Source organism: Lacrimispora xylanolytica (genome assembly GCF_026723765.1).
Taxonomy (GTDB): domain Bacteria; phylum Bacillota; class Clostridia; order Lachnospirales; family Lachnospiraceae; genus Lacrimispora; species Lacrimispora xylanolytica.
Genome location: NZ_CP113524.1, coordinates 3710063 through 3734338, shown reverse-complemented (window position 1 = coordinate 3734338; position 24276 = coordinate 3710063). Strand labels below are relative to the sequence as shown.

The window sequence follows — 24276 nt, the reverse complement described above, 5'->3', positions numbered from 1 at the left end:
TTTCTTTGTGTTCCATGTAATGCTTTCTTACTTTTCTTTCTTTGCTAACTCCAAAAGAGCATCCCCCACTAGGTCTAACTGGGCGGACCAGGAGTAAATATCATTCAGATACATAAATGGCTCAGAGAGTATAATAATATTACCTGCCTCGACAGCGGGAAGAGACTTCCAGATCGGATTATCTTTGATTAAATCATAATTACCGTATTCCGTCACAAGAATGTAATCCCCCATATATTTAGGCAGTGCTTCAAAGGAGAGAGTTGCTCCCCAGTCATGGCCTGCATCAATTTCTTCTTGCGCGCCTTCTGTTTTAGGAAGCTCCAATGCGCCGAATAGAATCTGGCCGCCCAGATTGTTGCTCCATCGAACACCGATCTGATTTTCTCCCTGGACTCTGATGACGCTGAAGGTTTTGTTGTATAGGCCGGCTTCTTCTAACTTGGCTTTATATTCAGCGACTTTTTCAAAATAAGCGTCCAGGATTTTTTTTCCTTCTTCCGGGTCTTTTCCTAAGGCTTCTGCTAAAAATGATAATTCTTCATCTACCGTCATCTGATCGGAGGGAACATAAACCGCTGGTGCGATTTTTGATAGCTGCTCATAGTTTTCTTCATATTGGGTGATGATTAAATCTGGCTGCTCTGCCATAATGTATTCTGGTTCCCATTTTTCCAAGACGGTGATATCCTTGATTAAATCCTTATAGGACACATCTTCGGCACCGTAATTCTCAATGGCTATTGGAGTCACACCCAGTGCCAGAATATCTCCTAATAGCCCACTATCCGTAACGACCCGTTTTGGGGTTACGGGAATTTCCACATCGCCTTTTACCGTTTGTAATATTTTTGTTTCTGATTTTTGGGAATCATCATCTTTTTGAGAATTCTGATTGTCTGCAGCCTGGGAGGCTGTTGGAGTCGTGTTGTCTGAGACTGATGATGCTGTGGAACAGCCGGATAAGAGAGTCATGAATGAAAGCGCTGCAGCCATCACTGCTGTCTTGTTTTTCAAATGTTTTAACATAATATCTCCTTGTATATTGAGTTTGTTTTGACTAACTTGATACGCTTCATTATAGTGTGAGAACTCAGGATTTTCCATGTAAGGATATTTCTTGTCCCATGTAAGATTCTTTCTTAAAGTTGCCGGAGACATGCCGGTAAGCTTTTTAAAAGAGCTGCTTAGATGGAATTCGTCATAAAAACCGGTAAATTTAGCAATTTCACTAAGTGAATAGCTGCTTTCTATCATATATTGCCGGGCCTTTTCCAAGCGTATTTTTAATAAGTATCCCTGAAAGGTACTACCGGTCTCCTTTTTGAAAAGTCTGTAAAAATGGCTGTAGCTGATGCCAAAACGTTGACAAAGATCCTGAACTGCAATGGAAGTTGCGTAATTTTTTTCTATATACCGTATGGTCATTTTTACAATATTTGGATCAAAGGTCAATACGCTGGCCTCTGCCAGTTCTTTGTATAGCTCATAGGTAAATTGATAGAATAAAGATTTCTCATAAAATTTTTTCATGGGAGCAGGCTCGTTCCAGTGTTCATATATACTGCGTAAAATCTCAGTGAAAAAAACCGGATTCTGGGGAGTGAATCCATATTGCTGCTGAAATGGGTTAATCTGCTCCAGTAATTTCTTTAATTTCTCTTTGTGAAACTGTGTTTCACCGGTTTTGTAGAAGATCATATAATATTCAAGCCACTCACCGTGAGGAATAATGGAAAGGGAGGTACCTTTGCCGCCATGAAAGAGGCTGAAATGATTGATCTGATAGGATTTGTCCCCCAACAGCACTTCTGCCTTTCCAGGATACGTAAAGAGAAAGGCACTGGAAGGCAATATACAATCTTTTAAAGCTTCTTCGGGAGAGATCAAATGATGCCTAATATCAAGAAGAGAAATAGCTGAATATTCCAGAATGAGAAAAATATCATCCATTTCTTCTTTGGTAAAAATATTATCTTTGCGATACATATCTTTCATATAAAATCTCCATTCCCCGCCGTTAAGTTTTGTGGAATCAATTGTAAGATGAAATCCAATACAAGGAATTCAACTTGAAAATATTTAGTTAGTAGAAACTAACCGAATGACCGAATGGAACGCTCCTGCTATTACTTGCAGGAGCGCTGCAATATCAATTTTATTTATTTCTCATCGCACACCTGGAAGATATAGAATTTCAAATAGTAAGAAGTATCTTCCCCAGCCCATAAAATAGGGTGGTCGGCTGCCTGTGTCCGGTATTCTACCTGACGGAGACGCTTGTGAACGTTAGCGGCTGCCTCCCGTATGGTCTTAGTAAAAAGCTCCGGTGTCATAAAATGAGAGCAGGAGCAGGTAGCCAGATATCCTCCGTCTTTTACCAGCTTCATGCCTCTTAAGTTGATTTCACGATATCCTTTTACTGCATTTTTCACGGAGTTTCTTGACTTTGTAAAGGCAGGTGGATCCAAAATCACTACGTCAAACTTTTCTCCCTTTTTTTCAAACTCAGGAAGAAGCTCGAACACATCCGCACACTGAAAGGTAACTACGTCGGATAAATCATTTAACCGCGCATTTTCCATAGCCTGGGCCACTCCAAGCTCAGAGGCATCAACGCCCAGAACCTGGGTCGCTCCGGCGATTCCGGCGTTTAAGGCGAAGGAACCGGTATGGGTAAAGCAGTCTAATACCCGTTTTCCTTTGCAGATCCGGTGCATGGCGAGACGGTTATATTTCTGATCCAGGAAAAATCCGGTTTTCTGGCCGTCCTGAACATCTACCATATATTTGACCCCGTTTTCCACGATCTCCACCTTCGTATCAAATGGCTCGCCGATAAAGCCCTTTACCCGCTCCATGCCTTCCTGAAGGCGGACTTTCGCATCGCTTCTTTCATAAATACCACGGATTTCAATCCCATCTTCATTTAAGATTCGTTTCAAAGTGTCCAGGATGAGAGGCTTTAAACGGTCAATGCCCAGGGCAAGGGATTCTACCACCAGTACATCGGAGAACTTGTCCACCACAATACCGGGTAGAAAGTCAGCCTCTCCAAAGATTACACGGCAGCTGTCCGTATCGGAAGTGGTCTTCCGATATTCCCAGGCATTTCGCACCCGCATCTCAATAAAGTCTTCGTTGATTTCAGTGTCTTTTTTCCGGGTCATGATGCGGATGGTGATTTTGGAATTGGTGTTGATAAAACCACGGCCGAGAAAGTAGCCGTCAAAATCCTCCACTGTTACAATATCCCCGTTGGTAAAATCTCCGGTAATGGTATCGATTTCGTTATCATAGATCCACATACCTCCTGCTTTTAAGGCGCGGGCCTCACCTTTTTTGATTCTGACAATTGCTGATTCCATGGATAGCACTCCTTTTTATGATTGGATTCGGTTTAATGCGGTAAGAAGCCGGTATAACGGCGAAAATAAGATAAGGGACAGCAGGAAATTACCGATTCCATGAACAAGGTCAAAGGGAATTCCGGCCGTCCACCAGACAAAGGCGGCATGGGGGCCTGCAAGGATAACATAGGACAGAGAACAGAACAGTCCAAAGAGCAATCCAAATATGCCTGATAATATGGCTATGGTAAATGACTTTGGAGGTCTTCCTTTTATGAAAAGAAAAACAGCAGCCACAAGAATGGGCCATACATAAAGGTAGGAAAACCACCACAGCCCAAATCCATACACAAGTCCCTCCAATACAATAAACACGTACAGGATCAGCCATACGTGTTTTTTGAATACCAGAGTATATAAAATCAGCAGAAGGGATACCAGCTCCACGTTACTGATCCAGGAAAGACTTACCTGGCTGATAAATAACAAGGCAGCTAAAAGAGCATCCCGTACCAGTTCACCAGTTGTCATAGGGGGAACGGTCTTCATGGCTTTTGGGCCTCCTCGTTTGCAGGGGTATACTGAAACGTATATGCCTCCTTATCCTTAATGGGCTGCTGACTGACCCCGTAGCTGCAGGGCTCGCCATTTAACAGGAGCGCCCAATAAGCATGGTCCTTTTGGTAATCGGCTCTCGTTCCATTGATGGTAGTTACCATTAGTCCAAATTCGTCGCTTGATGTTCCTGAAACCTTAAGCTCAGGAATGGAACTTATTGCCTCCAGAAGAAAGTGGGCTTCTGTGGTAATCTGATAATGCTCTTTGACTCCGTTTTCATATACGACATCAATGGAGATATTCTTTGTACCCGCCATGGGAACCGGTCTTGTCAGAGTGTATATGACTAATAGCAGTGCCAGCACTGCAATAGCAGCAAAACCTCCCAGCAAGGGAGAAAGCTTTATGTGTTTATTCATAGATGGCTTACTTCCTTTGTTTATGTTTCATGCATGCATAAGTATAGCATAGATACGGTAAGAGCCGCAAGAACAGAATTTCTATCTTTTCTTAAGATTGCTGCTGATGTATAATAGATGGGGACTTCTTACAAAAGGTGGATAAGATCAATGATAAAAGAAAAAATTGTGGAAGAAATAAAAAGCTGTGAAAAATTATTAATCGGTATCGGTGAAGAGTGGAACGCCAAAGAGACCGGGGATATAAAAGAGCTTTATGAAAAGCTGAATCGCATGATTCAGGGAAAAGATTATTTTATTGTGACAACAGTGACCGACGGAGAGATTCGTAAATCCTCCTTAGACCAGAAACGAATCGTTGCGCCCTGTGGCAATGAGACCTGGAGACAGTGCTCCAAATCCTGTACCAAGGATATTTGGGAGCCTTTAGAGATTCCTGATGATATCTGCCCTCATTGCGGGCAGCCTCTGACTGGGAATACTATAAAGGCAGAGGAATACATAGAGGAAGGATATCTTCCTCAGTGGAACGCCTATACCTACTGGCTTTCTGCTACCTTAAATAAGAAGCTTCTGCTTCTGGAAATGGGGGTGGGATTTCAAACGCCTACCGTTATCCGGTGGCCGTTTGAAAAAACAGCTTCCATTAATAATAAGGCTCATTTATACCGGATCCATGGTTCCTTTTCCCAGCTTTCTGATACCGTAAAAGGAAAAGCAGATGCAATTTCTGAAAATTCTTTGGAATTCTTTCGAAGTTTATAGTTATTTTTTGCGTTGTGCATTACAGGGTACTGTGCTAAAATGTTGAAAAAAGGCGTAAAGAGGTGGCTGCCATGATTGCGATAATTGACTACGATGCCGGAAATTTAAAAAGTGTGGAAAAAGCCCTGGTTTCTCTGGGAGAAAGCCCTGTCGTAACAAGGGATAAGGAAATCCTTCTTTCTGCGGATAAAGTAATTCTGCCAGGAGTGGGAGCGTTTGGGGAAGCGATGGATAAGCTTCACCAATATGAGCTGGTGGAAGTGATACAAAAGATAGCGGAGAATGGGACACCCCTTCTTGGCATCTGTCTGGGGCTTCAGCTCTTTTTTGAAAGCAGCCAGGAATCAGAAGGAGTAAAAGGTCTTGGCCTTCTGCCCGGCAAAATTCTTCGATTTCCAAATACCCCTGGTCTAAAGGTGCCTCATATGGGCTGGAACAGTCTTAAGATCAAGCCGGAAGGTAGACTTTTTAAAGGAATCCATTCCGGTGCATATGTTTATTTTGTCCATTCATATTATTTAGAAGCAGAACGGCAATCCGATGTGGCAGCAACGTCAGAGTATGGTCTGACCTTTGGCGCTTCCGTGGAGAGAGATAACTTATTTGCCTGCCAGTTCCATCCGGAAAAGAGCAGTGATACAGGTCTTCATATCTTGAAAAATTTCATAGAACTTACTTAAGGAGGTGCCGGATGCTAACGAAGAGAATCATACCATGCCTGGATGTACATAACGCAAGAGTGGTAAAGGGAGTAAATTTCGTGGACTTAAAGGATGCAGGCGATCCCGTTGAGATTGCAGCAGCCTACGATAAGGCAGGAGCGGATGAGCTGGTATTTTTAGATATCACCGCCTCCTCGGATAACCGAAATACGGTAGTGGATATGGTCCGCCGGGTGGCTGAGAAGGTGTTCATTCCATTTACCGTAGGCGGCGGCATCCGCACGGTAGACGACTTTAAGATGCTTTTAAGAGAAGGTGCCGATAAGATTTCCATTAATTCATCTGCAATCAATACGCCAAGGCTCATTTCTGACGCCGCCGATAAGTTTGGACGTCAATGTGTAGTGGTTGCCATTGATGCCAGAAGGCGGAAGGACGGAAGCGGCTGGAGCGTTTATAAAAACGGCGGCAGGGTCGATACCGGACTTGATGCCATTGAGTGGGCAAGAGAGGCAGACCGGCTTGGTGCTGGAGAAATCCTTTTAACCAGCATGGACTGCGATGGTACAAAAGCAGGTTACGACAACGAGTTAAACCGCATCATAGCAGAGAATGTTTCTGTTCCAGTTATCGCCTCTGGCGGGGCAGGAACCATGGAGCATTTCCGTGATGCCTTAACCGAAGGGATGGCTGATGCCGCACTGGCAGCTTCCCTGTTTCACTACAAAGAAATGGAAATTATGGATTTAAAACGATATTTAAATGAGTTAGAGATACCAGTTAGGATTTAATGCAAAGGAGAAAACATGGGAGCAATTGACAATGACTGGCTGTCCCCGTTAAGTGAGGAGTTTAAAAAGCCGTATTACAGGGAACTTTATCAGAAGGTGAAAGAAGAATATGAGAAAGGGCTTGTTTTCCCGGAGCCTGATGATATCTTCAATGCGTTTCAGTTCACGCCTCTTTCCAAGGTAAAGGCAGTGATCTTAGGTCAGGATCCTTACCACAATCATGGTCAGGCCCACGGCCTTTGCTTTTCCGTAAAGCCTGAAGTGGATATTCCGCCGTCTCTGGTAAATATCTATCAGGAGCTTAGGGAAGACTTGGGATGTGAGATACCCAGTCATGGATACTTGAAGAAATGGTCGGATCAGGGAGTCATGCTTTTAAATACGGTCCTTACCGTTCGTGCCCATGCGGCCAACTCCCATCAGGGAATCGGTTGGGAGAAGTTTACCGATGCAGCCATCCGTATTTTAAATGAACAGGACCATCCGATCGTATTTCTTCTTTGGGGCCGTCCTGCCCAGAATAAAAAAGCAATGCTTAATAATCCAAAGCACTTAATACTGGAAGCGCCTCATCCCAGTCCGCTTTCCGCATACCGGGGATTTTTTGGCTGTAAGCATTTTAGCAAGTCCAATGCCTTTTTAGAGGCCAATGGAGTGGAGCCGATTGACTGGCAGATAGAAAATATAAAATAGAGCAGAGGAAATGCAATGAATATTTTAGAAATTTTAAAAGTTCTGGTACTGGGAATTGTAGAAGGATTTACAGAGTGGCTTCCAATTAGCAGTACCGGTCACATGATTCTGGTGGATGAAATCATTCATCTAAACCAGCCGGCAGCCTTTAAAAACATGTTTTTAGTTGTCATTCAGCTGGGTGCGATTCTTGCAGTGGTTGTGCTTTACTTTGATAAGCTGAATCCTTTTTCCCTAAAGAAAAAACCAGCCCAAAGAACAGCTACTCTGGTTTTGTGGAGCAAGATTGTGCTTGCCTGTATACCGGCTGCGGTAATTGGTTTACTGGTAGATGATATTCTTGATGAGTATCTGATGAATGGATATGTGGTTGCTGCCACCCTGATTATTTACGGTGTTCTGTTTCTTATCATTGAAAACAGGAACCAGTATAAAACCTTTGATGTGCAGAAGGTAGGAGATATCTCCTTCCAGACAGCCCTTTATATCGGACTGTTCCAGCTTCTGGCTCTTATTCCGGGAACGTCCCGTTCCGGTTCCACCATCCTTGGTGCCATGATCCTGGGGTGTTCCAGAGCGGCATCTGCAGAATTTTCCTTTTTCCTTGGAATCCCGGTTATGTTTGGTGCAAGCCTTTTGAAAATTGTAAAATACCTGGTCAATGGTTCAGTATTCAGCGGCGCCCAGGTTTTCTACCTCATCATGGGTATGGTAGTTGCCTTTGTTGTTTCTGTGTATGCCATTAAGTTCTTAATGGGTTACATCAGACAGCATGATTTTAAATTCTTTGGATATTACAGAATTGTACTGGGCGTTGTGGTGATTTTATATTTCACCGTATCAGCAGTACTTGGCCTGTAAGGGAAGCTTCTAAATGAAGCGGTGATTGCATTTTGTATAGAAAACTTAATATATGGTTCACATGAAAATACGCCTTGATTCGGACTTTATAATCCGAATCAAGGCGTATTTTTGTATATGGTATATCTTCAAAGCCTCTTTGCATCAGTCCCTTATTTTGGACGGGTATCCAGTCGCTGTCCTTAGATCAGATCAGCAATTTCATAAAGCAGACGTTCGGAATCATCCCAGCCAAGACAAGGGTCTGTAATGGATTTTCCGTAGCAGCCGTCACCCACCTTCTGAGCGCCTGGCTCGATATAACTTTCAATCATCAGGCCTTTTACCAGAGTGTGAATCTCTTTGGAATGTCTGCGGCTGTGAAGAACTTCCTTGGAGATACGGATCTGCTCCTTGTATTTCTTATTGGAATTTGAATGGTTGGCATCTACGATGCAGGCTGGATTAGCCAGGTTGCGCCTTCCATACATCTCATGAAGAAGGTAGAGATCTTCAAAATGATAGTTGGGAATGCACTGTCCATGCTTATTGACAGCACCTCTTAAAATCGTGTGGGCCAGTGGGTTTCCGCTGCTTTTTACCTCAAAGCCCCGATAGGTGAAATCATGAGGCTGCTGGGCGGCTACCACAGAGTTTAACATAACGGACATATCTCCGCTGGTTGGATTCTTCATGCCGACTGCCACGTCACATCCGCTGGAAGTGAGGCGGTGCTGCTGGTTCTCCACAGAGCGGGCACCAATGGCGATGTAGGACATAATATCGTCAAGATAAGTTAAGTTCTCCGGATAGAGCATCTCGTCAGCAGTGGATAAGCCAGTTTCTGTTAATACCTTCATGTGCATTTTACGAATGGCGATAAGACCCTCGTGCATGTCCGGCTTTTTTTCCGGATCTGGCTGGTGAAGCATGCCCTTATAACCTTCTCCGGTCGTACGAGGTTTGTTGGTATAGATTCTTGGAATCAGGATCAGACGGTCCTTTGTCTTTTCCTGTACCTTTGTGAGCCGATTTACGTAATCTGATACAGAGTCCTCATTATCAGCAGAACAGGGTCCAATGATAACAAGGAATTTGTCGCTTTTTCCAGTAAATACGTCGCTGATGGCCTGGTCCCGCTCTAGCTTAAGGGCTTTAAATTCGGCCGGAAGTGGAAAGCGGTCCTTGATTTCTTCCGGGCTTGGCAGGTTGTTAATATATTGAAATCCCATAATGTCCTCCTGTGTATGCGTATATTCTGTATTTTGCAGTATTATATAACAGATGAAAAGAAAAATCCAGTAAAGGTTTAAAATTTATCAATGTCTTAAGGCAGGAGTGTTTCTTTTTTGCAAGGAATGGTGTATGATGTTACATAATAAAACAGGAAAGGTGTTGAAAGAATGGTAAGATACTGGAGTTGGGAAGGCAGCTATGTAGGCGTCCGGCAGAAAGATTATCTGGTGGCATGCGACGGAACCATCCTGGGCAGATTTTATGGAACGGAGATTTATAATCAGAATGGGGTATACATAGGAGAACTGGGCAGAAGCCAGAGGCTTATTAAGAATTTAAATAAGACAAACAACCGCCGGCCGGCCTTTAGCTTTTATGTAAAGGGAACCATAACGGCTCCCCTTAAAAACAGTGCCCCTTATCCTTTGGCTCAGGGGTTTGCAGATTTTTCCAGATCTCAGTCTTTGTAAACACATACTCTTGGATTTCGCGGTAGTACACATAAAGGAGAAAAGTCATGAAAGACTTAACAAAAGGAAATCCAGCTAAAATCATGCTGACATTTGCTGTGCCGGTGGCTCTTGGCAATGTCTTTCAGCTTTTTTACAGCTTGGCCGATACAAGAATCGTAGGAAGTATTTTAGGAGAAGGTGCTCTGGCAGCCGTCGGGGCGACAACCTCCATCAGCACTTTATTTATAGGCTTTTTATCCGGCCTCACCGGAGGCTTTGCACTGCTCACTGCAAAAAGCTTTGGAGCTGGAGAAAAAGAGGGAGTCAGGCGGTATTCGGCAGGAGGTCTTCTCCTGGGAACCCTGACCTCTCTTTTTCTTACTCTTATATGCGTGGGCGGATTAAATATCTTCTTAAAGCTGTTAAATGTACCTCAGGAACTATTATCCGATGCCAAGGCCTATATCAGGATCATTCTCCTTGGAATGGTCATGACCATGCTTTATAACGCATGCGCCAATATTCTTAGGTCCGTGGGAGATACGGCGGCTCCCCTTATGTTTTTAATGGGCTCCAGCCTTTTAAACATATTTCTCGCCATCTTATTTGTGTACCATTTTAAAATGGGAGTCGGCGGGGCCGCTATTGCCACCGTCATTTCCCAGTCGGCCGCCGCCTTGTTATGCCTGTTCTATATGGTAAAGAGATATCCTGTGTTCCGGTTTCGTTTAGGGGACTTTAAAATCACCTTATCGGAGGCCAGGGAGCTATATGCTTCCGGACTTTCCATGGCTCTTATGATGTCACTGGTATTTTTCGGGACCCTGTCTCTTCAAAGAGTCATCAATACCTTTGGCATGGATATTATTGTGGCCCATACAGCGGCCAGGAAAATCACTGAATTTTTTATGCTTCCTTTTTCTGTTATGGGGGTCACCATGGCAACCTTCTGCGGTCAGAATATGGGAGCAGGAAGAACCGACAGAATTCGTTTGGGGCTTAAAACAGCTCTGACCCTGACCTTTATCTGGTCTGGAGGTATGGTACTCTTAAGCTATCTGGCAGCACCCCATCTGATTAATATGGTAACTGGCACCTATAATAAAGAAGTGCTAAAAACGGCTTCCCTTTATTTAAGAATCAATTCCCTGTTTTACATGGTGGCTGCCTCCATATCCATTTTCCGTAACACCTTACAGGGAACCGGGGATCATAAGACGCCGGTGGTGTCAAGCTTTATTGAGCTTGTGGGAAAGGTGGCCATTGCCATGTTCCTGGCTCCGGTCTTAAACTATATGGGTATTATTGTGGCAGAACCAATTGTGTGGATTTTAATGGTAATACCTTTGGCAGCAAAAATCAGAAAGATAGGAAAGGAGAATTATGATGGAAAACAAACAAGAGCTTGTGACCTTGGAAGAGATGCTCTCCTTCCGTGAAGATAAAGTAAGGATGCAGGAAGAGATGAGAGAGGCTCATAAAGAAGCAGTCATCGTGGCCCTGGGAATGAACATACCTGGGCCGAAGAAAAACTCCCCTGGTATCTTAAAGGCTTTTTTTGAAGGCGGACAAGCCATTAAGGAGGCATTAGATGTCCGTGAGCTTGTGCTGGAAGGTGAACGTGAAGTGATAAAAAAAGAGGGCTGTTTAAAAATTTTTGCAGTAAAAAGTGATGATCCTGTTTTCATTAAAAAAATGACAATAGATATAGAAGAAACCCATCCACTGGGAAGACTTTTTGATATGGATGTTTACGATAAGACAGGAAATGGCATCAGCAGAGAACAGCTCGGTGCGCCACCCAGAAGATGTCTCTTATGCGGTCAGGAAGCAAAGAGCTGCGGTCGCAGCCGGAGCCATACGATAGAAGAATTATATGCACGTGTCGAGGACATAATAAGCTCATGGCTGAAAAAGGCACGTTAAATCCGGATTCAGGATATATCTGGAAGAGGGTGCTGTGATATCAATGTTTTCAGATAAATACATTGATTTTACAGCACTTTCTGTCTTAATAAATTTTAAGATTCCTTTTTCCCCTGATTAAGATTCCATAATTATAATAAAATCATACGAAAATAAAAGGGAGGCTTTAAGCAAAATGGAGATAACAAAACCAGCTTTGGCAGGAACATTAGAATCCAGCGACTGTCAGGTAACCGTAGAGCCGGGCGATGGTAAAATCGATTTTGCGCTTGAAAGCGCAGTTATTAACCAGTACGGGAACCAGATCCGTAAAGTGGTTATGGAGACTCTTAACAATATGGGAATTAACAATATAAAAATTGCCATTGTTGACAAAGGAGCCCTGGATTGTACCATTAAGGCACGAGTGGAAGGTGCGGTAAGCCGTGCCACAGACCATTTTGAGAATAATCTTTGGGGAGGCGCAGGAAAGTAATGAATCCGAATAAAAAACGGCTTAGAAGAAGCATGATGTTTTTAAATGCCCAGAAACCAGGTCTTGTAAAGGATCCGTATATTTATAAACCGGACTCCATCATGCTTGATTTAGAGGATGCAGTTGCAGAGAATCAGAAAGATGTAGCCAGATTCTCCTTATACCATGCGTTAAAGGAAATTGACTACAGAGGCTGCGAGCGTGTCGTTCGAATCAATGGCCTTGATACCCCTTATTGGAAAGAAGATATCCGTTGTGCAGTAGCAGGCGGCTGTGACGCGATCCGTATTCCTAAGACAGAGACACCAGAAGATGTTCGTGCCGTTGAGGCAGAGATCCTTCAGGCAGAAAAAGACTTTAACATTCCGGAAGGAAGAACCCTTATTATGGCAGCCATCGAATCTGCCAGAGGTGTTATGAAAGCTCTTGATGTCTGCGAAGCATCTGACAGACTTTTCGGTATTGCTTTGTCCGGTGGAGATTACACCAAAGACTTACAGACACGTATTACAGGAACCGGCGTAGAGTTAATGGGTGCAAGACAGAACATGATCATTGCAGCCAGAGCAGCAAAGGTTCAGTGTTTCGATACAGTATTCACCAACCTTGATGATATGGAAGGATTCCGTAAAGAAGTTGAGACCATTCATCTGATGGGCTTTGATGGTAAATCCATCGTTAACCCACGTCAGATTCCGGTAGTACATGAGATTTATACCCCAACCCAGAAGGATATCATTTTTGCAGAGAAAGTTGTAAAAGAGATCGATGAGAAAAAGGAATTGGGCATTGGAGTATTTACCGTTGATGGAAAGATGATTGACATTGCGTTCTATGACGGAGCTAAGAGAACCATAGATCTGGCCAAGGCCTCCGGTGTGTATAAAGGAGATTTATAAGATGATTAATGCAGTAGGCAGAGATATTCCAGAAGAAATCTTAGAATTGACAGGCAAACAACCCTTCATGGGAAACCATCATTTTGATGGATATGAATATAAAAAAGACGGTCCGGTTACCAAATGTGTAATCAATAACGAAGGAAGCAAGATGGTAAACAGCATTCGTGAAGTGCTGGAAAAGTGTAATATCAAAGATGGTATGACATTTGGTTTCCATCACCACTTCAGAGAAGGCGACTATATCGTAAACATGGTTATGGAGCAGGTTCATAAGATGGGAATTAAAAATATTACCATCTGTGCAAGCTCTCTTGGTAAGGCTCACGATCCTTTATTACCTTTAATCGAAGATGGTACTATAACAAACATTCAGTCTTCTGGTGTTAGAGGTAAGATCGGTCAGGCTATTTCTGAAGGCAAATTACAGGGACTTGCAATCATGCGTTCTCACGGCGGCAGAGTTCGTGCTATCGAATCTGGCGAAGTAAGAATTGACGTTGCATTTATCGGAGCTCCTACCTGTGATGATTACGGCAACTGCCGTGGTATCGGCGGAAAGTCTAACTGTGGTGTTCTTTCCTATTCCATGGTCGATGCAGATCATGCAGATAAGGTAGTCGCTATTACAGACTGTCTCGTTCCGTTCCCTAACTTCCCGGCTCATATCTCCATGACAAAAGTGGATTATGTAGTAGTTGTAGATGAAATCGGTAATCCAGATAAGATTGCAACAGGAGCGGCGAAACCAACCAGTGATATGCGTAAGCTTATGATGGCTGATTACTGTACTGAATTTGTAGTGAATACACCTTACTTTAAAGATGGATTCTCTTATCAGACCGGTGTCGGTGGTGCTTCTATCGCATCTACCGTATCCCTGGCTAAGATCATGAAGGAAAGAAATATCCGTATGCGTTTCGGCGTGGGTGGTCTTACAAAGCCTATGTGTGATCTTTTAGAGAATGGCCAGGTTGATGCACTTTTAGATACTCAGGACTTCGATTTAAGTGCGGTTGAATCCGTAATTAATACGAAGCACTTCCGTATCAGTGCAGGCGAGTACGCAGATCCTTTCAACAAGGGTGCTGTCGTTAACAAGCTGGATTTTGTTATCCTTGCAGCTTTAGAAGTAGATGTTAACTTTAACTGTAACGTAGTTGTAGGTTCTGACGGTATCGTTACCGGCGCTCAGGGCGGACATCCGGATACAGCAGCAGGAGCAAAATGTACTATCGTTATTTCTCCGCTGATTCAGGGAAGAATTCCTGCAATCTGTACCGACGTAACAACTGTAACAACACCTGGTGAATCCATTGACGTAGTTGTTACTGATTATGGAATTGCAATCAACCCGAAAAGACAGGATTTAATCGAATGCATGAAAGATGTTGATCTTCCATTTAAGACCATTGAAGAGCTGAGAGACATTGCTTACTCTATCGTTGGAGAGCCAGAGCGCGTTCAGTTTGATGACAAGATTGTTGGAATCATTGAAAGCCGTGACGGTACCGTTATGGATGTTGTGCGTAAGATTAAGAAGTTTGAGTTTTCAGAGGAATAAAAATATGCAGCTCTTCTCCGAGACAGATATGGATAAAAACGATAAAATTGCCGAAAGAATCGGAGATATGGCATACCGGGCTCTATTGGAGGAGGTATATACCTCCCCCAAGCCGGGTCTGGTGGATTTATACTCCAATGGCGCTCATAAGGATATGGATGTATCCACCTTTGAGCGGAGTGCGGACGCTCTTAAGCCGTATTTTGCAGCCATGGCACAGGAAGGCATAAAGCATAAGGACAGTCCTTTCGAGATATTTTCTAATATTAGAAGGTTGGGCATTGATGCAGAAAAGGCTATGTACCATGCAACTGCTGGAGTGAATACTCACAAAGGGCTTATTTTTAATATGGGAATACTCAGTGCGGCTGTGGGGGCTTGCATTGAGAGGGATGATACCGTAACCCTATACTCTCTGATGGAAATGGAGCAGGCTATGGTACGGGATACCTTATTAAAAGAAGTTCATGGGATGCGTGACTTCACCAGCAATGGAGAGAAAAATCTGCAAAAATACGGCACCATGGGTGCCAGAGGAGAAGCCATAAGCGGCTACCAGTCCATACGGACCATTTCCCTGCCTGTAATGGCAAAGGGAATTTCGGAAGGCAGAGATTTTAATCTTGTTAAGCTACAGACCTTGTTTGCTCTGATGAGTCAGGTGGATGATTCTAATATCATCGCCAGGCATAACCTGGAGGCATTACATGAGGTCAAGGGATTGGCAAAGGAATTTCTTTCTTCTGGAGGGGCATATCAGGAAGAGGCTGTATCTATCCTGAAACGTATGGATAAGGATTTTATAGATAGAAATATCAGTGCAGGAGGCTGTGCGGATCTTCTGGCTGTCACCATATTTCTGGCAGATCTGTTGTGGGACGGATCAAAGGAATTCTCGGAAGTTAACGAGTTTGACATAAAAAAAGGCCAGAGGCCTATGGGATAAACCGGTATCCTAGACCTCTGACTGTTACGATATGGGCCGGCTTTTGCCGGTCTTTTTCGATTTTACTGCGCAGACGGTTGATATATACCATAATGGCGTTATCGTCTATGGCAATGCTGTTTCCCCATACATGCTCGTAAATCATATCCTTGGTAAAAACCTGATTGGGACGTTTGATAAATAAAAGCATCAAACTGCTTTCCTTGGAGGAAAGTACAATTTCTTCGCCATTTTTATAAAATCGCATGGTGGAAGTGTTGTAAGAGAAGGGGCCGCATTCAATCAGCTCTGAGCTGTCTAAAATCTGGTTTTTGTTACGGCGTATCAATGCCTTAACCTTAGCACCAAGAACCAATGGGCGAAATGGCTTTGTAATATAATCGTCAGCACCCAGTGAAAGTCCATAGAGGGAGTCGTAATCTTCGTTTCTCCCGCTTACGATCATAACAGGGGTCTGGTCGCCCTGGCTGCGAATTCTCTTTATGACCTCAAAGCCTTCCATGTCCCCCAGCATAACATCCATAAGAATGATATCGTAGGAATGGTTTTTTAACAAATTTAAAGCAGCGAGGCCGCTGTCTGCAACAGTGGTTTCTAGATCATTGCTGTGCATGACTTTTTCCAGCAGCTTATAAACTGCCGGATCATCATCCACTATTAATACTTTATCAGACATAGATTCCCCCAAAATTAAAATTTTTGTAGAAATATATCGAAATTACTCTAAAAATATTATAGTATTAACCTGGAGACAAGTCAATGACGAAAAGACAAACGAAGGGAATATTGATGAACATTTTAATGGAAATTAAAAAAAGAAGAGCATTTATCATGTCTTTGGCTATGATTATTGTGCTCGGTATCTTTTCCTGCCTGGTGTTCAGCATATGGAAAGAATACAAAGAGGCAATTATTGACAATCAGAAAAAGCAGATGCTTTTAACCACCCAGAGCATGGGAGATAATTTAAGAGCATTTATTGAGGGATATCAGGCTGATGTCAATTCGCTTTGTGCCATGGAGGAAGAAAAATACAAAAAAACAGGGGAAAAAACCTGGTCTGTTCTGGAGGAGTATGTCAATTATCATACCCGCTATGTCTATGATGCTATTTTAGAAGATAAGGACGGCAATCTCTTAAAAAGTATTCACGGCTTTGGTATCGTGGATACGTATTCCGTAACAGAGATTGATGAGGACACCAGCTTTCGGCAGTGCAGGCTGAAAAACGGAGAGATCTATCTGGTGGTGAAAAAGGAAATTGAGGATGGGAAATCCGTATCTATTTTAATTAACACCAAAAGCTACAACGATACCCTGGTATCTAATATACGCCTTGGCACCAATGGATATGTGCTGATTAAGGATTCCCAGGGCACAATACTGACACACCCTCAGAGAAGCCAATGGGGGATTAATGTAATATCCGGCAGAAAGGTCATGTTCCCCGAAGCAGATTTAACCAGTCTGGAACAGATGATAGACAGGCAGAACCGGGGAGAGACTGGAGTCGCGGAATATTATTCTTACTGGTGGGCAGACCCTGGCGTTCCGGAGGTCAAAAAAATCAGTGCATTCTGTCCCGTTTATATTGGAAAGGGATTTCTGGTCATGAGTGCGGTCATTGATTATGATGATATTTATATCCCTGTGGCCGCTGGATTTTTCAAGCTGGGACTTGTATCGGTTGGCATTGTGGCCGTGGTTCTTGGGATGGTGTTTTACATTGGTGCTTTATGGCTTCAAAAGAGAAAGGACCGGGAAGAAATTACCTATCTGCTGGAGCTTAATAACATATTGGAAGAAATGCATCAAAGCGAGGAGACCATTGCACACCAGCAAAGGCTGCAGATCATGGGAACTATGACTGGAGGAATCGCTCATGAATTTAACAATCTTTTGACACCCATCATGGGATATGCAGAGCTTTTGATGCTGGAGCTTGATGAAACCTCTGATGGCTATGAGAATGCCATGGAAATATATGAGGCATCATCAAAGGCGAAAGAAATTATACAACAGATATCTTCTCTCAGCAGAAAAAATATGGAGACGGCATACAAAACTGTAAATGCAGGCAAGGTTCTCCGCAGAGCCGCCAAGATGGTGACCTCTGTCTGTCCGCCCAATGTAAAGGTAGAAGAAGATATCAAGCTTGACGAGGAGTGCTTCCTTGGAAATGAAACACAGATTAATCAGGTGATTTTAAATATCTGTGTGAATGCCATCCATGCCATCGGCCATAAGGAAGGTAAGATTTTCATTAAATCCCAGGTTGTAATGCCTTATGAATTAGAACAGTATAAACAGTCCTCTGTATCAGGGGAATGGGATTCCTATATCCGCATCAGTGTTTTTGACAATGGGGAAGGAATGAGTGAGGAGACATTAAAGCAGATCTTTGATCCTTTCTTTACCACCAAGAAAAACGGAGTAGGAACAGGACTTGGCTTATCATTAGTAGAACAGATCATTCATTCACATAAGGGCCATATCTTCGCAGAGAGCAGCGTTGGAGTAGGAAGTATATTCCATATCTTTTTACCAGTCAATGAACAAAAGGAACACGAAGGGAATCCGACTGTAGAAGGAGACCGGGACGGAGATTTAAGGCTGCTTATTATTGATGACAATCCAAAAGTACTGAAACTTCTGGAGAAAAACTTCAGCAAGCTAAAAGTGACCATCATCTCATGTATGAATTTTGAAGAAGCCAGGAAAACTTTAAAGGAGCAGGAGGTGGACGCTGTCATCAGTGAACAGTATGTGGAAGGAAAGAGCGGTGCTAATTTCTGTATGTCCTTAAAAGGAACCTACCCAGGACTGATTCGTATTATCATGGCGGACCGGGTGACTAAGGAAATTGTGGAAGCCAAGCGGCGAAAAATCATTGACGATTATATCGATAAACCGGTTTCTGACTCGGCAATTTTAAAAGCAGTCAAAAACTGTATAGAAAAAATGTAGAATGATTTGAAAAAAATACAAAAGCAAGATGCAATTCTTACAAAAATTTTCTGGATTACTTGGTATTTATTGACAGAAACCAATGGTACAAGTTATAGTAAAAGAGGCCTATCAACCGAAGCATTTTTCTAAAAGATAATGCTTCGGGAAAGAAAGCCGGATTAGCATTAATTCAAAAATAGTTCTTATAGGAGAAAGAAATGCAGAAAGAATATTTAATGGAATCCGAAGATGTGCTAGGAAAGCTAGAGACATCACATCAGGGGCTTTCAGACGCCCAGATTGCGGAAAGACAGTCGAAGTACGGAATGAACAAGTTAACAGAAGGAAAGAAAGAGAGTCTCATTCATAAGTTCTTAAAAGAGCTTACCAATTTCATGACTATTATTCTGATTGCAGCAGCTTTCATTTCCGGAGCGACCTCCCTTTATGTGGGAGAAAGTATGATCGATACGATCATTATCTTACTGGTTGTAATTATCAATGCGGTACTTGGTGTATATCAGGAATCCAAGGCAGAATCAGCCATTGAATCCTTGCAGGAAATGGCAGCGGCCACATCAAAGGTAATCCGTCACGACAGACTTCTTGTAGTTAAGTCCGAGGAACTGGTTCCCGGTGATATCATTTTATTAGAGGCAGGAGATTCTGTTCCGGCAGATGCTAGAATTTTGGAAAGCGCCAGCTTAAAAGTGGAAGAGGCTGCACTTACCGGTGAATCCTTATCTGTATCAAAGATTGAATCCGTGATTGGAGACGGTTCTGGAGAGGTTGCCCTTGGCGACAGAAAGAACATGGTCTATACGGGTTCCACCGTGGTATACGGAAGAGGAAAGGCTGTTGTATGTCATACCGGTATGGAAACCGAAATCGGTCACATCGCACATGCATTAAATTCGGCTAAAGATGAAGAGACACCTCTTCAGATCAAATTAAACCAGTTATCAAAAATTCTTTCTATTTTAGTACTTGTTATCTGTGGACTGATGTTTGCAGTTAATCTGACCAGAATCGGACTTTCCGGCAGAGGAATTCATTTACGGGAACTGATTGATACCTTTATGATTGCAGTTTCACTTGCTGTTGCCGCGATTCCTGAAGGACTGGCAGCTGTTGTTACCATTCTTTTGTCAATCGGCGTTACAAAGATGTCAAGAAAGCGGGCTATCATCAGAAGGCTGACCGCAGTAGAGACTCTTGGCTGTACTCAGATTATCTGCTCCGATAAGACAGGAACCCTTACTCAGAATAAGATGACGGTTGTACAGCATGCTGCAGATGATGAAAACATGCTTATGACTGCCATGGCGCTCTGCTCTGATGCAGAGTTAGATCCAGAAAGTAAGGATGCAGTGGGAGAGCCAACAGAGTGTGCTCTTGTCAACGATGGCTATAAACATGGACTTGATAAAAGTGAGCTGAAGAATACCTTCGTTCGTATCGGCGAAGCTCCTTTCGACTCTATGAGAAAGATGATGTCCACCATCCATAAAAAAGAGGACAATACCATTATCCAGTTTACAAAGGGTGCACCGGATGAAGTTTTAAAACGCTGTACCAAGGCATTTATCGGCGGAGTGGAAGTGGATATGACGGATGAGATCCGCAACAGTATCCTAAAGGAAAACAAAGCCATGGCAGATAAAGCACTTCGTGTTCTTTGCGGTGCCATGAGAAGCTGGGAGAGCCAGCCTGCTTCCACAGAACCTGAGATATTAGAACGCAACCTTGTGTATTTAGGACTTTCCGGAATGATCGATCCAGTACGTCCGGAGGTTAAGGACGCCATCAAAGAATGTCAGGCAGCTGGAATCCGCCCGATTATGATTACTGGTGACCACAGAGATACTGCTGTTGCCATTGCAAAGGAACTTGGAATTCTGGATCATGAGAGAATGGCCATTACCGGCGCTGAATTATCTAAGATCTCTGATGAAGAACTGGAAAAGACCATTCAGAATTATTCTGTTTATGCAAGAGTTCAGCCGGAACATAAGGTTCGTATCGTTAAGACCTGGAAAAAGCTTTCCAAGGTTACAGCCATGACTGGTGACGGTGTCAATGACGCTCCTTCCATTAAGGAAGCTGACATTGGAGTAGGTATGGGTATTACTGGAACCGATGTAACGAAAGACGTTGCTGATATGGTACTTGCTGATGATAACTTTGCCACTATCGTATCAGCGGTAGCCGAAGGAAGACGTATTTATGACAACATCAGAAAAGCCATTCAGTTCCTGCTATCTTCAAACTTAGCAGAGGTTATTTCTGTATTTATTGCAAGCCTTTTAGGATTTACAATCTTAAAGCCTGTTCATTTACTCTGGATCAACTTAATTACAGACTGTTTCCCGGCCATTGGACTTGGTATGGAGGCAGAAGAGTCTGACATCATGAAGAGAGAACCAAGAAATCCAAAAGATGGTATCTTCTCTGATGGAGTAGGAAGCGAGACCTTATTCCAGGGTGTAGTAATCGCTCTTCTTACCTTACTGGCTTATTTTGTTGGTCACTATATGGAAAGTGGAGTATGGGAGGTTGCAGAAAGCAAGGACGGTATGACCATGGCATTCTTAGCCCTTTCCTTACTTGAGATGTTCCACTCCTTTAATATGCGCTCCAGAACGGAATCCGTATTTAAGCTGAAAACAAGAAATGTTTTCTTAACAGGTTCTCTGTGCGTATCATTTGTACTGACCACAGCCGTAATTTATGTACCGTTTTTAAGAGAAGCATTTCATTTTGAATTCATTTCTTTAAAAGAATATATCGCCGCTGTTATAATTGCTGTATCAATTATTCCAATTATGGAAATATTAAAGATAGTTAAGCGGAGATAACATTTACGAAGAAGAATTTAGAATTATTACAAAAATCTAAAAATAATATAAAATCTTACAAAATTTTAAGTAAGTTTTTATTACTCTTTAAGAAACTCCGTTTAATATGGTTACATGATACTTATGCATCTATATTAAAAGGGGGATCATTTATATGATTACTATCTTAGCATGGCTCATGATAATTGTGTTCTTGGCGTTAGTCATGACCAAAAAGCTGCACCCGTTTACGGCACTTATTAGTGTCCCACTGGTGTTCTCACTCATCGGTGTATTCACCGGAGTAATGAAGGAACCTATTGCCAAATATCTTGAAAAAGATGCTGCTGATGCTTTATCCATTGGAGATCAGATCGTAGCTCTTGGAAAGATGTCTCAGGACGGACTGGTAAAGAGTTCCAAAACCGCATTCATGCTGCTTTTCGCAATCCTGTTTTTCTCAATCATGCTGAATGCTGGTCTGTTTGATCCGATTGTAAACACTGTTATCCGCGTTGCTGGCGGTGATCCAGTTAAAGTTTTAGTCGGAACTGCAATCGTAGCTGCAGCTGTTTCCTTAAATGGTGACGGTACAACTACAACACTTATTTGCTGTACAGCGTTTATCCCGATTTACAAAAAGCTCAACATTAAGATGCTTTACCTGGGCGTTTTGATTATCCTGATGAACACAATTATGAACTTACTCCCTTGGGGAGGCCCAACTGCACGTGCTATGGCAGTTATGGAAGTGGAAGGCGGCCCTGTACTTGCAGCTCTTGCTCCAGGTATGGTTGTATCCGTTATCTACATGCTGGGTGTTGCTTTCTACCTTGGTCTTAAGGAAAGAAAAAGAGTTGGTATTCAGAAGCTTTCCGCAAGCGAGCTTGCACAGACAACTCAGTCTGACCCAGAAGTAGAGGCTTTAAAGCGTCCTAAACTGATCTGGTTCAACGCTATCTTAACCATTGGTACTGTTGTACTTTTAGTTATGGATAAACTTCCATCTTCTTTCCTTTTCTTAGTTGCATTAGTAATTGGACTTATGGTAAACTATAGAAAGATTAAAGATCAGAAAAATCGTATTCAGGACAACGCAGGAGATGCATTACAGGTAGTAATCCTGGTTATCGGTGCAGGTATGTTCTCTGGTCTGTTCGGAAACACAGGTATGAGCGATGCATTAGCTCATAGTATGGTTAGTGCCCTTCCAACCTCTCTTGGAAGATGGTGGGGACTTGTAACAGCAATAGTTTCTGCACCTGGTACCTTCTTCTTATCAAATGATGCTTATTACTATGGCATCTTACCAGTATTCGCAGAGGCAGGAGCAAAATATGGCTACTCTGCACTGAACATGACTGTAGCATCACTGTTAGGCCAGGCATTCCACTTATTAAGCCCACTGGTAGCATTTATCTACCTGCTGTTAAACATGACAGGACTTGAAATGGGTGAGTGGCAGAAAGAATCCGCAAAATGGGCACTCGGCATCTTCGTTATCATGGTTGCTGTAGCTGCTATTACAGGAGCATGTCCATTATTTATTTAAAGTTAATACAGGCAGAGATTTAGATTGGAGACAAAAATGAGCATATTATTAGAAGGGCTACTCTCGTTTACATGGCAGCAGGCCATTATGATGTTAATTGGCTGCGCCCTAATGTATCTGGGTATCAAAAAAGAGTATGAGCCGACACTTTTAGTTCCTATGGGACTAGGCACGATTTTAGTTAATTTCCCGATGTCCGGTATTATTACACAACCAAGTACCGGAGTGGAAGGTGTTCTGAACGTGTTGTTTGATGCCGGAATTTCAACAGAATTGTTCCCGCTTCTTATTTTCATCGGAATCGGTGCAATGATTGATTTTGGACCGTTACTGCAGAACCCTTTTATGATGTTGTTTGGTGCTGCTGCACAGTTTGGTATCTTCGCAACCGTAGTTTTAATTATAGCGGTTACAGGATTAACTCTTCCAGAGGCTGCTTCTATGGGTATTATTGCAGCGGCTGATGGCCCAACCAGTATCTTTGTAGCTGGTAAACTGGCTCCAAATTTATTAGGACCGATTACTGTGGCGGCGTATTCTTACATGGCTCTTGTGCCAATCATACAGCCACCTGTTATTACAGCGCTGACAACAAAGAAAGAGCGTATGATTCATATGAAATATGAACCAAAAGACGTTTCTAAGACAGCGAAAATTTTATTCCCATTACTTATTACATTTGTTGCTGGTTTTACAGCTCCTATGTCCCTTCCGCTGATCGGATTCCTTATGTTCGGAAACCTTCTTCGTGAGTGCGGCGTGCTGGACCGCTTAAGTGCATCTGCACAGAATGAATTAGTAAATATTATTAGTATTTTACTTGGACTTACAATTGCTACAAAGATGACAGCTGGCGAGTTCTTAAATGTTAAGACATTGTTAATCATTGCATTCGGTCTGTTAGGTTTCGTATTTGATACCGCAGGCGGTGTAATCTTTGCTAAGCTTTTAAACTTATTCCGCAAAGAGAAGATTAATCCTATGGTTGGAGCTGCCGGTATCTCCGCATTCCCTATGAGTAGCCGTGTAATTCAGAAGATGGCGACAAAGGAAGATCCTACAAACTTTATCCTGATGCATGCAGCCGGTGCTAACGTTTCCGGTCAGATCGCTTCAGTAGTAGCTGGTGGACTTCTGCTTTCCTTCTTCATGTAATCTAACGTAACTATTGATTAAAATGTAGTTTCCCTGATAGGGGATGGAGGTAATTATGTCAGATATCATGGCAAAAGCTTTAGAATTGATGGGCGTAGGCATGGGCGGTATCTTCGTTGTAATGATTCTGCTTTATGGAATTTCCCAGGTGCTTTTAAAATTAACCGCACCAAAAAAAGACAAATAAATTAGCTGACTGTCTATTTA

The 24276-nt window shown here is 42.8% G+C and carries 23 protein-coding genes; 17 read left to right on the top strand and 6 right to left on the bottom strand.

Going from position 1 to position 24276, the window contains the following annotated elements:
• Positions 1-27: 27 nt before the first annotated feature.
• The 4 genes from OW255_RS17335 to OW255_RS17320 all read right to left on the bottom strand — a co-directional run bounded on the left by OW255_RS17335 (position 28) and on the right by OW255_RS17320 (position 4327).
• Positions 28-1998: an AraC family transcriptional regulator gene (locus OW255_RS17335; protein ID WP_268114782.1), complete on the bottom strand. Its 1971-nt coding sequence runs from the start codon at positions 1996-1998 to the stop codon at positions 28-30.
• A gap of 164 nt (positions 1999-2162) precedes the next feature.
• Positions 2163-3368: a class I SAM-dependent rRNA methyltransferase gene (locus OW255_RS17330; protein WP_268114781.1), complete on the bottom strand. Its 1206-nt coding sequence runs from the start codon at positions 3366-3368 to the stop codon at positions 2163-2165.
• Between the two features lie 15 nt (positions 3369-3383).
• The gene (locus OW255_RS17325; RefSeq protein WP_268114780.1) at positions 3384-3899 is read right to left on the bottom strand and encodes a hypothetical protein; all 516 of its coding nucleotides are present in this window, start codon (positions 3897-3899) and stop codon (positions 3384-3386) included.
• Positions 3896-4327 carry a DUF4430 domain-containing protein gene (locus OW255_RS17320; protein ID WP_024835039.1) on the bottom strand — a complete coding sequence of 144 codons (432 nt, stop codon included), beginning with the start codon at positions 4325-4327 and terminating at the stop codon, positions 3896-3898. The genes OW255_RS17325 and OW255_RS17320 overlap by 4 nt, the downstream gene beginning before the upstream one ends.
• A 150-nt stretch (positions 4328-4477) precedes the next feature.
• Between OW255_RS17320 and OW255_RS17315 the strand changes: the two genes are divergently transcribed.
• The 5 genes from OW255_RS17315 to OW255_RS17295 all read left to right on the top strand — a co-directional run bounded on the left by OW255_RS17315 (position 4478) and on the right by OW255_RS17295 (position 8099).
• Positions 4478-5092 (top strand): SIR2 family NAD-dependent protein deacylase, encoded by a 615-nt coding sequence (locus OW255_RS17315; RefSeq protein ID WP_268114779.1) that lies wholly within the window; start codon positions 4478-4480, stop codon positions 5090-5092.
• A 71-nt stretch (positions 5093-5163) separates the two neighbouring features.
• A complete protein-coding gene (gene hisH / locus OW255_RS17310) occupies positions 5164-5772 on the top strand; it encodes an imidazole glycerol phosphate synthase subunit HisH (RefSeq protein WP_268114778.1) in 609 nt (202 codons plus the stop codon).
• 11 nt (positions 5773-5783) lie between these two features.
• Entirely contained in the window at positions 5784-6545 is a 762-nt protein-coding gene (gene hisF, locus OW255_RS17305) for an imidazole glycerol phosphate synthase subunit HisF (protein ID WP_024835042.1), read from the top strand.
• Positions 6546-6560: 15 nt separating this feature from the next.
• Positions 6561-7238: a uracil-DNA glycosylase gene (gene ung / locus OW255_RS17300; RefSeq protein WP_268114777.1), complete on the top strand. Its 678-nt coding sequence runs from the start codon at positions 6561-6563 to the stop codon at positions 7236-7238.
• A gap of 15 nt (positions 7239-7253) precedes the next feature.
• Positions 7254-8099 carry an undecaprenyl-diphosphate phosphatase gene (locus tag OW255_RS17295; protein ID WP_024835044.1) on the top strand — a complete coding sequence of 282 codons (846 nt, stop codon included), beginning with the start codon at positions 7254-7256 and terminating at the stop codon, positions 8097-8099.
• Positions 8100-8281: 182 nt separating this feature from the next.
• On the opposite strand, the gene OW255_RS17290 is transcribed toward OW255_RS17295, so the two are convergent.
• Complete coding sequence (locus OW255_RS17290) at positions 8282-9310, bottom strand: 3-deoxy-7-phosphoheptulonate synthase (protein WP_024835045.1); 1029 nt, start codon at positions 9308-9310, stop codon at positions 8282-8284.
• Positions 9311-9481: 171 nt separating this feature from the next.
• Between OW255_RS17290 and OW255_RS17285 the strand changes: the two genes are divergently transcribed.
• The 7 genes from OW255_RS17285 to citG all read left to right on the top strand — a co-directional run bounded on the left by OW255_RS17285 (position 9482) and on the right by citG (position 15576).
• The gene (locus tag OW255_RS17285) at positions 9482-9784 is read left to right on the top strand and encodes a hypothetical protein (protein WP_024835046.1); all 303 of its coding nucleotides are present in this window, start codon (positions 9482-9484) and stop codon (positions 9782-9784) included.
• 47 nt (positions 9785-9831) lie between these two features.
• A complete protein-coding gene (locus OW255_RS17280; RefSeq protein ID WP_268114775.1) occupies positions 9832-11205 on the top strand; it encodes an MATE family efflux transporter in 1374 nt (457 codons plus the stop codon).
• Positions 11153-11692, top strand: a complete 540-nt coding sequence (gene citX, locus OW255_RS17275; protein ID WP_024835048.1) for a citrate lyase holo-[acyl-carrier protein] synthase — start codon at positions 11153-11155, stop codon at positions 11690-11692. The genes OW255_RS17280 and citX overlap by 53 nt, the downstream gene beginning before the upstream one ends.
• A 175-nt stretch (positions 11693-11867) precedes the next feature.
• Positions 11868-12167 carry a citrate lyase acyl carrier protein gene (gene citD, locus OW255_RS17270; protein WP_024835049.1) on the top strand — a complete coding sequence of 100 codons (300 nt, stop codon included), beginning with the start codon at positions 11868-11870 and terminating at the stop codon, positions 12165-12167.
• Entirely contained in the window at positions 12167-13066 is a 900-nt protein-coding gene (locus OW255_RS17265; RefSeq protein ID WP_024835050.1) for an aldolase/citrate lyase family protein, read from the top strand. Before citD ends, OW255_RS17265 begins: the two co-directional genes overlap by 1 nt.
• 1 nt (position 13067) lies before the next feature.
• Complete coding sequence (gene citF, locus OW255_RS17260) at positions 13068-14630, top strand: citrate lyase subunit alpha (RefSeq protein ID WP_024835051.1); 1563 nt, start codon at positions 13068-13070, stop codon at positions 14628-14630.
• Positions 14631-14658: 28 nt separating this feature from the next.
• Positions 14659-15576: a triphosphoribosyl-dephospho-CoA synthase CitG gene (gene citG, locus OW255_RS17255; protein WP_268114773.1), complete on the top strand. Its 918-nt coding sequence runs from the start codon at positions 14659-14661 to the stop codon at positions 15574-15576.
• Here citG and OW255_RS17250 read toward each other — a convergent pair.
• Positions 15566-16252 carry a response regulator transcription factor gene (locus OW255_RS17250; RefSeq protein WP_024835053.1) on the bottom strand — a complete coding sequence of 229 codons (687 nt, stop codon included), beginning with the start codon at positions 16250-16252 and terminating at the stop codon, positions 15566-15568. The two genes, citG and OW255_RS17250, sit on opposite strands and share 11 nt — an antisense overlap.
• 83 nt (positions 16253-16335) lie before the next feature.
• On the opposite strand from OW255_RS17250, the gene OW255_RS17245 reads away from it, so the two are divergent.
• From OW255_RS17245 to OW255_RS17225, 5 genes are all read left to right on the top strand, one after another.
• Entirely contained in the window at positions 16336-18543 is a 2208-nt protein-coding gene (locus OW255_RS17245) for an ATP-binding protein (protein ID WP_024835054.1), read from the top strand.
• Between the two features lie 200 nt (positions 18544-18743).
• Positions 18744-21383: a cation-translocating P-type ATPase gene (locus tag OW255_RS17240; RefSeq protein WP_268114772.1), complete on the top strand. Its 2640-nt coding sequence runs from the start codon at positions 18744-18746 to the stop codon at positions 21381-21383.
• Positions 21384-21537: 154 nt separating this feature from the next.
• Entirely contained in the window at positions 21538-22914 is a 1377-nt protein-coding gene (locus OW255_RS17235; RefSeq protein WP_268114771.1) for a CitMHS family transporter, read from the top strand.
• 36 nt (positions 22915-22950) lie between these two features.
• Positions 22951-24069, top strand: coding sequence for a sodium ion-translocating decarboxylase subunit beta (locus OW255_RS17230; RefSeq protein ID WP_024835057.1), 1119 nt, complete (start codon positions 22951-22953; stop codon positions 24067-24069).
• A 55-nt stretch (positions 24070-24124) separates the two neighbouring features.
• Positions 24125-24256: an OadG-related small transporter subunit gene (locus OW255_RS17225; protein WP_155857681.1), complete on the top strand. Its 132-nt coding sequence runs from the start codon at positions 24125-24127 to the stop codon at positions 24254-24256.
• Positions 24257-24276: the final 20 nt, after the last annotated feature.

Excerpts from the sequence above, each read along its gene's own strand:
- OW255_RS17330 (WP_268114781.1), bottom strand. The coding sequence starts at position 3,368 with ATGGAATCAGCAATTGTCAGAATCAAAAAAGGTGAGGCCCGCGCCTTA.
- hisH (WP_268114778.1), top strand. The coding sequence starts at position 5,164 with ATGATTGCGATAATTGACTACGATGCCGGAAATTTAAAAAGTGTGGAA.
- OW255_RS17295 (WP_024835044.1), top strand. The coding sequence starts at position 7,254 with ATGAATATTTTAGAAATTTTAAAAGTTCTGGTACTGGGAATTGTAGAA.
- OW255_RS17240 (WP_268114772.1), top strand. The coding sequence starts at position 18,744 with ATGCAGAAAGAATATTTAATGGAATCCGAAGATGTGCTAGGAAAGCTA.
- OW255_RS17290 (WP_024835045.1), bottom strand. The coding sequence starts at position 9,310 with ATGGGATTTCAATATATTAACAACCTGCCAAGCCCGGAAGAAATCAAG.
- OW255_RS17225 (WP_155857681.1), top strand. The coding sequence starts at position 24,125 with ATGTCAGATATCATGGCAAAAGCTTTAGAATTGATGGGCGTAGGCATG.
- citF (WP_024835051.1), top strand. The coding sequence starts at position 13,068 with ATGATTAATGCAGTAGGCAGAGATATTCCAGAAGAAATCTTAGAATTG.
- OW255_RS17235 (WP_268114771.1), top strand. The coding sequence starts at position 21,538 with ATGATTACTATCTTAGCATGGCTCATGATAATTGTGTTCTTGGCGTTA.
- OW255_RS17285 (WP_024835046.1), top strand. The coding sequence starts at position 9,482 with ATGGTAAGATACTGGAGTTGGGAAGGCAGCTATGTAGGCGTCCGGCAG.
- OW255_RS17265 (WP_024835050.1), top strand. The coding sequence starts at position 12,167 with ATGAATCCGAATAAAAAACGGCTTAGAAGAAGCATGATGTTTTTAAAT.
- hisF (WP_024835042.1), top strand. The coding sequence starts at position 5,784 with ATGCTAACGAAGAGAATCATACCATGCCTGGATGTACATAACGCAAGA.
- OW255_RS17320 (WP_024835039.1), bottom strand. The coding sequence starts at position 4,327 with ATGAATAAACACATAAAGCTTTCTCCCTTGCTGGGAGGTTTTGCTGCT.
- citD (WP_024835049.1), top strand. The coding sequence starts at position 11,868 with ATGGAGATAACAAAACCAGCTTTGGCAGGAACATTAGAATCCAGCGAC.
- OW255_RS17245 (WP_024835054.1), top strand. The coding sequence starts at position 16,336 with ATGACGAAAAGACAAACGAAGGGAATATTGATGAACATTTTAATGGAA.
- citG (WP_268114773.1), top strand. The coding sequence starts at position 14,659 with ATGGATAAAAACGATAAAATTGCCGAAAGAATCGGAGATATGGCATAC.
- OW255_RS17335 (WP_268114782.1), bottom strand. The coding sequence starts at position 1,998 with ATGAAAGATATGTATCGCAAAGATAATATTTTTACCAAAGAAGAAATG.
- OW255_RS17250 (WP_024835053.1), bottom strand. The coding sequence starts at position 16,252 with ATGTCTGATAAAGTATTAATAGTGGATGATGATCCGGCAGTTTATAAG.
- citX (WP_024835048.1), top strand. The coding sequence starts at position 11,153 with ATGGAAAACAAACAAGAGCTTGTGACCTTGGAAGAGATGCTCTCCTTC.
- OW255_RS17315 (WP_268114779.1), top strand. The coding sequence starts at position 4,478 with ATGATAAAAGAAAAAATTGTGGAAGAAATAAAAAGCTGTGAAAAATTA.
- OW255_RS17230 (WP_024835057.1), top strand. The coding sequence starts at position 22,951 with ATGAGCATATTATTAGAAGGGCTACTCTCGTTTACATGGCAGCAGGCC.
- OW255_RS17280 (WP_268114775.1), top strand. The coding sequence starts at position 9,832 with ATGAAAGACTTAACAAAAGGAAATCCAGCTAAAATCATGCTGACATTT.
- ung (WP_268114777.1), top strand. The coding sequence starts at position 6,561 with ATGGGAGCAATTGACAATGACTGGCTGTCCCCGTTAAGTGAGGAGTTT.
- OW255_RS17325 (WP_268114780.1), bottom strand. The coding sequence starts at position 3,899 with ATGAAGACCGTTCCCCCTATGACAACTGGTGAACTGGTACGGGATGCT.